This is a genomic window from Bradyrhizobium embrapense (assembly GCF_001189235.2).
Classification (GTDB): domain Bacteria; phylum Pseudomonadota; class Alphaproteobacteria; order Rhizobiales; family Xanthobacteraceae; genus Bradyrhizobium; species Bradyrhizobium embrapense.
In genome coordinates this window covers 1314120-1326666 of sequence record NZ_LFIP02000001.1, presented here as the reverse complement: position 1 = coordinate 1326666, position 12547 = coordinate 1314120, and the positions used below count along the sequence as shown (strand labels likewise).

At 65.6% G+C, this 12547-nt stretch carries 9 protein-coding genes; 7 read left to right on the top strand and 2 right to left on the bottom strand.

Going from position 1 to position 12547, the window contains the following annotated elements:
* Nucleotides 1–2286, bottom strand: a complete 2286-nt coding sequence (locus AKN83_RS06365; protein ID WP_244521909.1) for a transglycosylase domain-containing protein — start codon at nt 2284–2286, stop codon at nt 1–3.
* A gap of 276 nt (nt 2287–2562) precedes the next feature.
* Between AKN83_RS06365 and AKN83_RS06360 the strand changes: the two genes are divergently transcribed.
* From AKN83_RS06360 to AKN83_RS06330, 7 genes are all read left to right on the top strand, one after another.
* Nucleotides 2563–3084: a YcgN family cysteine cluster protein gene (locus AKN83_RS06360; RefSeq protein ID WP_050404980.1), complete on the top strand. Its 522-nt coding sequence runs from the start codon at nt 2563–2565 to the stop codon at nt 3082–3084.
* A 192-nt stretch (nt 3085–3276) separates the two neighbouring features.
* On the top strand, nt 3277–4869 hold the full coding sequence (locus AKN83_RS06355; protein ID WP_050404979.1) for an MDR family MFS transporter: 1593 nt from the start codon (nt 3277–3279) through the stop codon (nt 4867–4869).
* Between the two features lie 443 nt (nt 4870–5312).
* Nucleotides 5313–6536: an ABC transporter substrate-binding protein gene (locus AKN83_RS06350; RefSeq protein WP_050404978.1), complete on the top strand. Its 1224-nt coding sequence runs from the start codon at nt 5313–5315 to the stop codon at nt 6534–6536.
* Nucleotides 6537–6630: 94 nt separating this feature from the next.
* Nucleotides 6631–7506: a branched-chain amino acid ABC transporter permease gene (locus AKN83_RS06345; protein WP_050404977.1), complete on the top strand. Its 876-nt coding sequence runs from the start codon at nt 6631–6633 to the stop codon at nt 7504–7506.
* Nucleotide 7507: 1 nt separating this feature from the next.
* The gene (locus AKN83_RS06340; protein ID WP_050404976.1) at nt 7508–8434 is read left to right on the top strand and encodes a branched-chain amino acid ABC transporter permease; all 927 of its coding nucleotides are present in this window, start codon (nt 7508–7510) and stop codon (nt 8432–8434) included.
* The gene (locus AKN83_RS06335; RefSeq protein ID WP_050404975.1) at nt 8435–9913 is read left to right on the top strand and encodes an ATP-binding cassette domain-containing protein; all 1479 of its coding nucleotides are present in this window, start codon (nt 8435–8437) and stop codon (nt 9911–9913) included.
* A gap of 45 nt (nt 9914–9958) precedes the next feature.
* Nucleotides 9959–11200 (top strand): ABC transporter substrate-binding protein, encoded by a 1242-nt coding sequence (locus tag AKN83_RS06330; RefSeq protein ID WP_050404974.1) that lies wholly within the window; start codon nt 9959–9961, stop codon nt 11198–11200.
* Nucleotides 11201–11259: 59 nt separating this feature from the next.
* Here the strand turns inward: AKN83_RS06330 and AKN83_RS06325 are convergent, their stop codons facing one another.
* Nucleotides 11260–12474, bottom strand: a complete 1215-nt coding sequence (locus AKN83_RS06325) for an NAD(P)/FAD-dependent oxidoreductase (protein WP_063695209.1) — start codon at nt 12472–12474, stop codon at nt 11260–11262.
* Between the last annotated feature and the right edge of the window lie 73 nt (nt 12475–12547).

Here is a 12547-nt window from a genome sequence, read left to right as displayed (position 1 = left end):
TCAGTTCTTGCGTGGCAAAGCTGGTGTCGCGCCGTCCGGCCCGGCCGCGGCAACGTAGTTTTCGGGGAACGCCAGCGCGCTCGAGGACTCCGCCTTGCCGGTCTTCGAGGGCTCGCCCAGCGTGGTCTTGCCGGTGGTCTTTTCAGCGGTCTTGGCCGCGTCGTCGAGCAGCTTCTCGACCCGCACCAGGATATCCGCGCCGCGCTTGGTCAAGACCGGCGGCGGACCCGGCTTGGTCTCCAGCACCCGCGGCGCCGCGCTCGCCTGGGCATTGGCCTGCGCCGGCTGCGGCGGCAGCTTCTGGCCCATGCCGACGCCGGCGAGTTCCTTGACTTCCACGCCCTGATGCGCGGCGACCATGATGTCGTGCCAGGTCTGCGCCGGCAGCGAGCCGCCGGTCATGCGGTTGGTCGGCGAATAGTCGTCATTGCCGTACCAGACCGCGCAGGTGAAGTTGCCGGTGTAGCCGACGAACCAGGCGTCGCGATAGGCATTGGTGGTGCCGGTCTTGCCCGCGGTCGGGATGCCGTCGAGCGCGGCGCGGCGCGCGGTGCCTTCGCTGACCACGTGGCTCATCATGCCGGCCATGTCGGCGGCGATGTTCGGCGGGATGGCCTGCCGCGGCTTGGGGCCGTCGCGGTCCCAGCGCCACACCAGATCGCCGGCGCCGGTGCGCACCTCGAGCACCGAATGCGGCGTCACCGCCTTGCCGCGGTTCGGGAAGGTCGCATAGGCCACCGCGTGCTCGATCACCGTGACTTCGTCGGAGCCGATCGGCAGCGACGGAGTATCGGGCAGCGGCGCCTTGAGGCCGAAGCGGCGCGCGACCTCGACGATCTTGGCGCGGCCCGCCTTCGGGCCTTCCTTGCCGCCCAGCGCGATCGAGAGCTTGACCGGCACCACGTTGATCGAGCGGGTGATCGCCTGCGTCAGTGTCACCGAGCCGGAATAGGAGTGGCCATAGTTCTGCGGGCACCAATTGCCGATGCAGACCGGGCCGTCGACGATCTTCGAGTTCGGAGTGAAGCCGTTCAGCAGCGCCGTGGTGTAGACGTAAGGCTTGAACGACGAGCCGGGCTGCCGGTAGGCGTCGGTCGCACGGTTGAACTGGCTCGCGCCGTAGTCGCGGCCGCCGACCATGGCGCGGATGCCGCCGTCGAGATCGGACACCACGGTTGCGGCCTGCGTCGCGTGATAATCGCGCCCGAACTGGCGGAGCTGGTTCTCGATCGCTTCCTCGGCCGCCTTCTGCACGTTCGTGTCGATCGCGGTGCGGACCACGAAGACGCGTTCGGTGTAGGATTTCGGGAAGGTGTCGACCAGCTTGCGCATCTCGTCGAAGGCGTAGTCGAGATAGTAGTTCGGCGAGTTCTCGTCGCGCCGATCGACCGCGACCGCCGGATTGCGGCGGGCGCCGAACACCTGGCCCTCGGTCATGAAGCCAGCATCGACCAGGTTGTCGAGCACGACGTTGGCGCGGGCGCGCGCCGCGGGCAGGTTGATGTGCGGGGCGTACTTCGTCGGCGCCTTGAACAGGCCGGCGAGCATCGCGGCTTCCGCGAGGTTCACGTCGCGCACCGACTTGTTGAAGTAGAAATGCGCCGCGCCGTCGACGCCGAAGGTGCCGCCGCCCATATAGGCGCGGTCGAGATAGAGTTTCAGGATTTCGTTCTTGGTGAGCCGCGTCTCCAGCCAGATCGCAAGGAACGCTTCCTTCACCTTGCGCTCGATGGTGCGCTCGTTGTTCAGGAACAGGTTCTTGGCGAGCTGCTGGGTGATCGACGAACCGCCCTGGCGGACGCCGCCGGCCTGCGCGTTGGTGACGAGCGCGCGGGCGAGGCCCGGCACGTCGATGCCGAAATGGTCGTAGAAGCGGCGGTCCTCGGTCGCGAGCGTCGCCTTGATCAGATTGTCCGGAAAGTCTTCCAGCGGGATCGAGTCATTATGCTTGATGCCGCGGCTGCCGATCGGGTTGCCGTAGCGGTCGAGAAAGGTCACCGCGAGGTCGGATTTCTTCAGCCAGTCCTCGTCGGCGGTCTCGCGGAACGCGGGGATCGCGAGCGTCAGCATCAGGATCATGCCACCGAGCCCAAGCGTTGCGGCTTCCGACAGCGGCTCGATGAACACCCAGCGCTTCCAGCGGCCGACATAGAAGCGGTCCATGAAGGTGGAATAGCGCTCGTAGAGTTCGCGCAGGCCCTTGCCCGACGAGAACAGCGTCGAGTCGATACGCGCATCGAGGTCCAGGAAGAAATTCCGGACCTTCTGTTTCCAATGCGACGGCACCAGGTCCCTTGATCAATTTGAGAGCGCTGCGGGCGCCCAAATCGGGCACAGGCTAACGTCTTGCTTCGATGTTGCGGCAATCCCAAGGCGCTTTTGCGTCGTTGGGGACTCGTTCGTTGTTCTATCCGAGCGGCTGCCATAAACCAATGGCGCGGCTTGTGAATTTAATGAAAGCCCTAACGCTGCCCACCGGCTTTTTCGACCCCGCAATATCACCCCCTTGCGGAGGGAGCGCCGGCGTCCCAAGAAGGGCTTTACCGCCATGTCAGGGATATCATGACCGCACCGCCCAAACGCCCGTCGGGCCAGGAGGGATTCTTCTGGAAAACCAAGACGTTGGAAGAGATGTCCAACGCTGAATGGGAAAGTCTGTGTGACGGCTGCGCACGGTGCTGCCTGGAGAAGCTCGAGGACGAGGACACCGGCAAGATCTATTTCACCCATATCTCCTGCAAGCTGCTCGATTCCGGCCTGTGCACCTGCAAGGACTATGCGAACCGCTCCGACCAGGTTCCGGATTGCGTCCGCCTGACGCCCGAGAACGTCCGGACCCTGAACTGGCTGCCGCCGAGCTGCGGCTACCGCCTCGTCGCCGAGGGGCGGGACCTCTACTGGTGGCATCCCCTGATCTCCGGCGATCCCAATACCGTGCATGAGGCCGGCGTCTCGGTGCGCGGTCGGGTGGAGGGCACCGAACTCGACGTCAACGACGCGGATCTCGAGGACCACATCGTGCGCTGGCCGGCCCTGCTGCCGAAACGGGCGCAATTGAAGAAGCGGCCGACGGCCTCCAAGTAGATTTCCAAGACGCAGCGATGCCGGGCGCGAGGGCTGGTGCCGGTGCTGCCGCAATCACGTCACCGCGAGAACGGTGCCGTGGGATGCACCCATGCGCTGAGGTGCCTGCCTCAGCAGTGAATTGCTGCATAAGTTGCGGACCAGAGAATGATTCCATCGCGGCCCGCGCCCGCGCAGCAGCATTACGCCCCAATGAACAAGTATGAACGGCAGAGCCGTTTTCCTGCCGACCAAGAGACGTTGCCTGACGACATTGCCGCAGAGCTGTCTCACCTCCCGAGCGAGGTGATCGAACTGAACGGCGCGCCGCCGCTGGCGCCCCCGGCACCGCTCAATCCGGACGAAGTCCGCACCATCGTGATCAGCCTGATGCTGACGATGTTCCTGGCCGCGCTCGACCAGACCATCGTCGCGACCGCGCTGCCGACGATCGGGCGCCAGTTTCACGACGTCACCAACCTGTCCTGGGTGATCACGGCCTATCTGCTCGCCTCGACCGCGGTGGCGCCGGTGTTCGGCACGCTGAGCGACATCTATGGCCGCCGCGTCATGATCATCACCTCGCTCAGCCTGTTCGTGGTCGGCTCGGTGCTGTGCGCGGTCGCCCCCAGCATGACCACGCTGATCGTTGCCCGCGGCCTGCAGGGCCTCGGCGGCGGCGGCATCATGCCGGTGGTCCAGACCGTGATCTCCGACGTGGTGACCCCGCGCGAGCGCGGCCGCTACCAGGCCTATTTCTCCAGCGTCTGGATGGCCGGCGGCATTCTCGGCCCTGTGGTCGGCGGCGTGTTCGCCGAGCATCTGCATTGGTCGATGATCTTCTGGATCAATTTGCCGCTCGCGGCGGCAGCGCTGGCGCTGCTGCTGCCGAAGATGGGCAAAATCCCGGTGTTCCATCGCAAGCGCAAGGTCGACTGGCTCGGCGGCGTGCTGCTGATGGCCTCGGCCGTCGTGTTGATGCTGGTGCTGACCTGGGGCGGCACCAAGCTGTCCTGGCTGTCGCCGACGATAACGGCGATGATCGGCGCCTCGATCGCGCTCGCCGGCGCCTTCGTCTGGCACGCGCGCCGCGCCGACGAGCCGTTCCTGCCGCTGTCGCTGCTCGGCGGCTCGGTGGTGCCGTTCGCAATGGGCGCGGGCGGCTGCGCGCTCGGCGCCATGGTCGGCCTCACCGTGCATCTGCCGCTCTACTACGAGGTGGTCTATCACCTCACCGCCAGCGAGGCCGGACTTGCGCTGATCCCGCTCGCGGCGATCTCGACCTTCGGCGCCGCGATCGCCGGCCGGACCATGGCGAAGGCCAAGCACTACAAGCGTGTTGCCATCGTCGGTACGTCGGTCGCTGCGATCTGTGCTGTCGGTATGGCAGTGACGACGCTGCCGCTGTGGGGATTGCTGCTGCTGATGAGCGTGTTCGCGCTCGGCCTCGGCACCACATTCCCGATCAGCGTGGTGTCGCTGCAGAACGCGGTGGCGCGGCCGCAGGTCGGCACGGTGACCGGCGCGATGAACTTCTTCCGCGCGATGATGGCCTCGTTCACGGTCGCCGCCTTCACCACCATCCTGCTGATGACGCTCGGCACCGACATCTCGCTCGCCGGCGAGCATCATGCCTCTGCCGCCACCGCCGTGGGCGCGATCCCGATGGCCGACATGATCACTGCGTTCCGCTACGTGTTCGGCGCTGCCGCCGTGCTGCTGACCACCGCCTCGATCTGCATGATCGCGATGGAAGAACGTCCGCTCGCGGGTCCCGCCGCACAGCCGGTGGAGATGGCGGAGTAGGGGCGGTAGCCAGGCTCACCGCGGTCGTCCCGGCGATGACAGCTTGGGTTGGGGCACAACCTCGCCCACTTGCGACATGAATAACCCGAGCTTTGCTCCCTATCCTCTCGTCATTCCGGGGCGCGCCTCTTGGCGCGAGCCCGGAATCCATTGGGCCGCAAAACGCGTAGATGAATGGATTCCGGGCTCTCGCTTCGCTCGCCCCGGAATGACGATCTGAGAGAACTGCGCCTCACGTCTTTTATTCCCGCGCTGCCTCATATTTATTCAGCCGCAAAGCGCCCACCCACTACTTTAGTTGCCGTCCATGCATGGCGATCTGCGCGCAGTTTCACTTGCTGCGCGTTTTGTCGCAGCTATAGTCCGGCCCAAGAGCTCGAAGCAGCCGACAAAAAGAGGAGAGAAACAGGGTGAAAAGAACATCGCGACTGCCCGTTCATGCGATGCAGCAACTTGCCGGAGCGGCCGTGTTGGGCCTTTTGGCAACCAGCCCCAGCGGCGCGCTGGCGGCTGACACCCTCAAGATCGGCGTGATCGCCGAAGCGCAGGCGATCGCCGGGGCGTCGATCCCGCAGGCGGCGCAACTCGCCGCCGACGAGATCAACGCCAAGGGCGGCATCGACGGCCGCAAGATCGAGATCGTCTCCTACGACAATCACTCCTCCTCGGCGGATTCGGTGCGGGCATTCCAGCGCGCGGTCAACGAAGACAAGGTCAACGTCGTCATCTCGAGCTACATCAGCGAAGTGGTGCTGGCGCTCGAGCCCTGGGCCTCGCGCCTCAAGACGCCGTTCGTCACGCCGGGCGCTGCCTCCAACGAGATCAGCAAGAGCGTTCACGCCGACTACGAGAAGAACAAGTACACCTTCCACGGCTACCTGACCTCGGCGGCGCTGGCGCTGTCGGTGTGCGACGCCGCCAAGGAACTGCTGGTCGATCAGAAGCACATGAAGACCGCGGTCATCATGAGCGAGGATGCGGCCTGGACCAAGCCGCTCGATGTCGGCTACGAGGAGTGCCTGCCCAAGATCGGGCTCAAGGTCGTCGACCATATCCGTTTCTCGCCCGACACCACCGACTTCACGCCGATCTTCAACAAGGTCGAAGGCTCGAAGCCCGACGTGATCATCACCGGCATCTCGCATGTCGGCGTGCAGCCGACGGTGCAGTGGAAGAACCAGCAGGTGCCGATCCCGATGTTCGGCATTTCCTCGCAGGCGACCAACGAGACCTTCGGCAAGGACACCAACGACGCGGCGGAAGGCGTGCTGTATCAGGGCGTGTCCGGCCCGAACGTCGCGGTGACGCCGAAGTCGGTGCCGTTCGCGGAGGGCTTCAAGAAACGCTACGGCAACTATCCGTCCTACGCGGGCTACACCGCCTATGACGAGGTCTACTACATCGCCGATGCCGTGAAGCGCGCCGGCTCGGTCGAAGCCGACAAGATGGTCGATGCGCTGGAGAAGACCGATTGGGAAGGCACCATCGGACGCGTCCAGTTCTATGGCAAGGACGATCCGTTTACCCATTCGATCAAGTACGGCAAGGGTCTGATCACCGGACTGATGCTGCAGTGGCAGGGCGGCAAGCAGGTCGCGGTCTGGCCGAAGGAGGTCGCCAAGAGCGATCTCAAGTTCCCGAGCTTCATCAAGCTCACCACCAACTGACCGATGATCATGCTCCCGGGCCGGTCCCGGGAGCATCCGTATTCAGTTCCGCGTCCTCCACAACAGGCAGCTTTGCTGCCGCGGCCGATTTGAGATGCTTGCCTTACAAATCCTGATCGATGGCTTCGCCATCAGTGCGCTCTATGCGCTCGGCGCCACCGGCTTCACCCTGATCTTCGGTGTCTCCGGCGTCCTCAACCTCTCCCACGGTGCCATCATGGTGGCTGCGGCGGTCGCGGCCTGGGCCGCGGCCAGCGTGCTGCACCTCGACATCTACACCGGCGCGCTGTTCGGTGTCGGCGTGGCGCTGATCATGGCGTTCGCAACCTATTTTGCGGTGGTGAAGCCGATCCAGAATTCGAGGCGGATCCCCAACGAGGAGAAGGAAATCTTCGTCCTCACCGGCACCTTGCTCTGGGGCATCATGATCCAGGAGCTGATCGCGTATTTCTTCACCAACAACGCCAAGACGGTGCTGCCGATCGTCGAAGGCGTCGTCGACATCTTCGGCAACCGCACGCCGCGCAACAACATCTTCACCGCGCTGGTGTGCTGCCTCGTGATCGGCCTGCTGTGGCTGCTGGTGAACCGCACCCGCACCGGCAAGGCGGTGCTGGCGGCCTCGATGAACCCGCGCGGCGTCACCTTGCTCGGGCTCGAGCTCACCCAGATCTACATCGTGGTGTGGGGCATCTATGGCATCCTGGCCGGCATCGCCGGCGTGCTGCTCGGCATGTTCCTCGGCGTCAGCTCCTACAGCGTCGGGCCGCTGACCGCGAGCGCGTTCTCGATCGTGGTGCTCGGCGGCCTCGGCAGCGTCTCCGGCTCGCTGATCGCGGCCTTCGTGGTCGGTTATCTCGAAACGATCACCGCCTACATGATCTCGCCGGCCTACCGCACCATTCCGGCGCTGCTGCTTTTGGTGTTCGTGATGTACATCCGGCCCCAGGGCCTCTTGGGGAGGCGCTGAGATGACGAGCTTCTTCACCTCGCGCCTTTTCCTCATTTCGCTGGTCTGCGTGGTGGTTGCCGCGACGTTGCCGCTCTATGTCTCCGGCTACATCCTCGGGCTGCTCACCGTCGCGTTCTATTTCGGCGTGTTCGCGATGGCCTGGGACCTCTTGTTCGGCTTCGCCGGTGAGGTCAATTTCGGGCCGACCTTCCTGATCGGCACCGGCGCCTACACGGCCGGCATCCTCAACAACCAGTACGGCTGGTCGGTCTATGTCTGCATCCTGCTCGGCGCGCTGGCGTCGGTGGTCGCGGGCTTCGTGCTGGCGTTGCCGGCGTTGCGGGTGAGGGGACCGTATTTTGGCCTGACCACGCTGGTTGCGGTGCTGATGCTGCAGAACTTCGTCGTGGTGTTCGCTGATCTGACCGGCGGCGAGATCGGGCTCACCATCCCTGACGTCATCACCATCAATGCCGGCGCCAACTACTGGATCGCGCTCGGCTTCATGACGGCGAGCGCCGCGATCCTGTACGGGCTGTCGCAATCGCCGGTCGGCCTGGTGCTGCAGGCCAGCGGGCAGGACCCGGTACAGGCCGGCGCGCTCGGCTTCAACATCGTCAAGCACAAGCTCGCGGCCTTCATCGTCAGCGCCTTCTTCTCGGGGCTGTCGGGAGCGCTCCTGGTGTTCTACTTCGGCACCGCCTCGGTCGGCACCGTGGTCGACGTCGCGGTCGGCGTCAACGTGATCGTGTCCGCCGTGCTCGGCGGCCGGCGCACGGTGCTGGGCGCGGCGCTCGGCGCGATCTTCCTGATCGTGGCCGGCGAGTTCCTGCGCCCGACCGGCGAGCTTGCGACCTTCATCGTCTCGGCGGTGGCGCTGCTCGTCGTCCTGTTCTTTCCCGGCGGTTTCCTCGGAGCGGCCCTGTCACGCGAGGCGCGCTCCTAAATGGATCAGACTGTGACCACTGCAACGCTCACCGTTCGTGGACTGACCAAGAGATTCGGCGGCCTGACCGCGGTGAAGAACCTCTCGTTCGACCTGCATCCCGGCGAGATCCTCGGCCTGATCGGGCCGAACGGCTCGGGCAAGTCGACCGCGATGAAGAGCGTGATGGGCATCGAGCGCCCGACCGCGGGCGAGGTGCTGTTCGACGGCGAGAACGTCGCCGGGCTGCCCGCACACAAGATCGCGCGCAAGGGCTTTGGCATGGTGTTCCAGCACTCGCGGCCGCTGAACCGGCAGACCGTGCTGGAAAACATCATGGTCGCGCTGCTGCCCGACAGCCTGTTCATGCTGTTTCCCGACAAGGCATTGACCGAGCGCGCCAGATGGATTGCCGAGCGCGTCGGCCTTGGCGCGGTGATGGACCGCCGTCCGCCGACCTTGCCGTTCGCCGATCTGCGCCGGCTGGAGCTCGCGAAAGCCATCGCACGTGACCCAAAAGTGGTGCTGGTCGATGAGCCCTTTGCCGGCCTCACCAGCGCCGAGGTCGGCACATTCTCCGCATTGATCCGCAGCTTCCGCGACGAGGGCCGCGCGGTGATGCTGGTCGACCACAACGTGAAGAGCGTGGCCGCGCTGGTCGATCGCGTGCTTGCGATGTATCTCGGCGAGGAGATCACGACCGGCCGCGCCGAGGACGTGATGAAGAACGAGACCGTGCGGCGGGTCTATCTCGGCGGCGCGATCGAGACCCACGCGCGGCCCGAGACCTCGTTCAAGGACAAGGTGCCGCTGCTGCAGGTCGAGAATGTCAGCGTGCATTACGGCAAGGCGCAGGCGCTGGAGAACGTCTCGATCCACGTCCACGAGGGCGAGTTCGTCTCGATCGTCGGGCTGAATGGCGCCGGCAAGACCACGCTGTTCAACACCATCTCGGGCTTCTTGCCCTACACCGGCGAGATCCTGCGTGGCGGCGAGAGGCTGCGCGGCACCGGGCCGGCGAAGATCGCCCGCTCCGGCCTCGTGCAGTGCCCGGAATCGCGCGAATTGTTCGGCGAGATGACGGTGCGGGAAAACCTCGATCTCGGCGGCCAGCATCTCGACGACGCGGCGCGGGCCAAGCAACTCGCCTGGCTGTTCGAGCTATTCCCGATCCTGAAGGAACGTCAGGGCCAGATGGCGCAGACGCTGTCCGGCGGCGAGCAGCAGATGCTGGCGATCGGTCGCGCGCTGATGATGCAGCCGCAGATCCTGATTCTGGACGAGCCGACGCTGGGCCTTGCGCCCGTCATCCTCGAATTGTTGTCGAAGGCGCTCGAGAAGCTGCGCCAGACCACAAGGATCACGGTGCTGCTCGGCGAGCAGAACGTGACGTTTGCGCTTCCGCATGCCGACCGCGTCTACGTGCTGGAGCACGCGCGGATCGTCTGGGAGGGCGATCCGGGCCGGTTCGCCGCGGAGGCCGGCAAGGACTTTCTCTGACGTTCGAAGATTCAAAAACAAGAAAGCAATGCAAGGGAGATCATCATGTCACGCTATTCAACCACGACCCGTACGAGCCTGTTGGCGACTGCGCTCGCGCTGTGCCTCGCGGCGCCGGCCTATGCGCAGTCGAACGATCCGATCAAGATCGGCGTCATCGCCGAAGTGCAGTCGATCGCCGGCGCGGCAACGCCGGGCGGCGCACAGATCGCGGCCGACGAGATCAACGCCAAGGGCGGCGTGATGGGCCGCAAGATCGAGATCGTCACCTACGACAACAAGAGCTCGTCGGCCGATTCGGTGCGCGCGTTCCAGCGCGCGGTCAGCGAGGACAAGGTCTCGGCCGTGATCGCGAGCTACATCAGCGAGGTCGTGCTGGCGCTCGAGCCGTGGGCCTCGCGGCTCAAGATGCCGCTGATCACGCCCGGCGCCGCATCCAACGAGATCACCAAGGCGATCCACAACGACTACGAGAAGAACAAGTACACCTTCCACGGCTACCTGACCTCGGCAGCACAGGCGCAGCTCGTCTGCGACGCGGCCAAGGAGCTCTTGGTCGACCAGCTCAAGTTCAAGTCGGTTGCGATCATGAGCGAGGACGCGGCCTGGACCAAGCCGCTCGACGTCGGCTACGAGGCGTGCCTGCCCAAGGCCGGCCTGAAGGTGGTCGAGCACATCCGCTTCTCGCCGGACACCACGGACTTCACGCCGATCTTCAACAAGATGGAAGCCGCCAAGCCCGACGTGATCGTCACCGGCATCTCCCATGTCGGCGTGCAGCCGACCGTGCAGTGGAAGAACCAGCAGGTGCCCGTCCCGATGTTCGGCATCAGCGCGCAGGCGCTGAGCCCGACGTTCTGGGGCGACACCAACGGCGCGGCCGAAGGCGTGCCCTCGCTCGCGGTGGCGACGCCCGACGTCGCCGTGACGCCGAAGACGAAGCCGTTCGCGGCCGCCTTCAAGGCCAAGTTCGGCACGCCGCCGGCCTACACCGGCTACACCGCCTATGACGAGGTCTACATCATCGCGGAAGCGATCCAGCGCGCCGGCTCGACCGATCCCGACAAGATGGTCGCCGAGCTCGAGAAGACCGATTTCGAGGGCACGATCGGCAAGATCCAGTTCTACGGCAAGAACGACGAGTTCACCCACGGCATCAAGTCCGGCCCGGGCGCCGTCACCGGCCTTGTGTTCCAGTGGCAAAGCGGCAAGCAGATCACGGTCTGGCCGAAGGCGATCGCGGAAGGGAAGCTGAAGTTTCCGGATTTCGTGAAGCTGTCGCAGTAAGCGACGCGCGAGCGATCGCGAGATGAGCAGGGGCGGTCGCGCGGTGACCGCCCCTGCTGCTATTTGCGCGTCGGCGGCGCCGTCTGGATCGTCGGCGCAGCCGCCGCGAGCAGTGCGGCGCGGTCGCCGTCACGCGGCGGATAGATGCGCTGCTGGTTGATGGTCTGCTTGGTGAGCTTGGCAGCAGCGCCCGACGTGTGCACCTCACGGTCCCAGCCGGTGGTGTAGAGCGCGCCCCAAGCGCCGAGGTCGAGCACCGTCACGTACCAGTCGATGTCGAGCGGCAGCAGGGGCTCGCCGAACAGATCCGCGACCACATTGTGTCCGGCGAAGCGGCCCATCGGCCGCGCGAACTGGCACGACATCACGGTCGGATGCTCGCCATCGATCAGGCAGGTCGCAACGTCGCCCGCAGCGAACACGCCATCGAGGCCCTCAGCGCGCATGTAGTGATCCACGGCGATGCGGCCGAGCGCGTCGTGCTTGACCGGCAGCAGAGCGGCAAGCGGGCTCGCGCGCATACCGCCGCACCACACCACGGTGGCGGCCGGAATGATCTCGCCGCTGTCGAGTGTGATGCTGTCGGCGCCGACGGCGCTGACCCTGACGTTCAGCCGCGACTCGACGCCGAGCGCGGCCAGCGCCTCCTCGATGACCGGACGGCCATGTGCGCCGAACGTCGCGCCGACCACCGGATTGGGATCGATCAGGATGACGCGGTGATCGCCGCTGATGCCGGCATGGGCGAGCTTGGCCGGCATCTCGGCCGCAACCTCGATCCCGGTGAACCCTGCTCCGACGACCGCGACCGTCGAACGCGCCTGCGGCGGCAGTTGCTTGCCGAGCGCCGCCAGATGCGCGTCGAGCCGCATCGCCGCCTCGAAGGTGTCGACGTCGAAGCCATGCGCGGCCAGGCCCGGGACGGGAGGGCGGACCAGTTCGCTGCCGGTGGTCAGCACCAGCCGGTCGTAGGTCAGCGTGCCAGCGCCGGAGCCTGTCCTGACGACCACCTCGCGCTTTGCCGGGTCGATGGCCGCGACCTCGGCCACCACGTGCCTGACACCGACCGGATCGAGCAGGCCTTGCAGCGGCAGCGCGACATCGCCGAGATCGACCTCGTAATTGCGCACCCGGATGCTGTGATAGGCGTTGCGATCGACGACCAGGATCTCGGTGTTCGCCGCCCGCGCGCCGATCTCGTCGCGCTTACGGGCGGCACCGAGCGCCGCCCACAGACCGGCGAAGCCGGCCCCCAGCACCAGGATGCGCGCCATCTCTCCCTCCGATCTCGGGTCGGAGGGAGCTTGCCTGCGCAGGCGAGGTCAAATCAAGTGGGCGAGGGCGCGT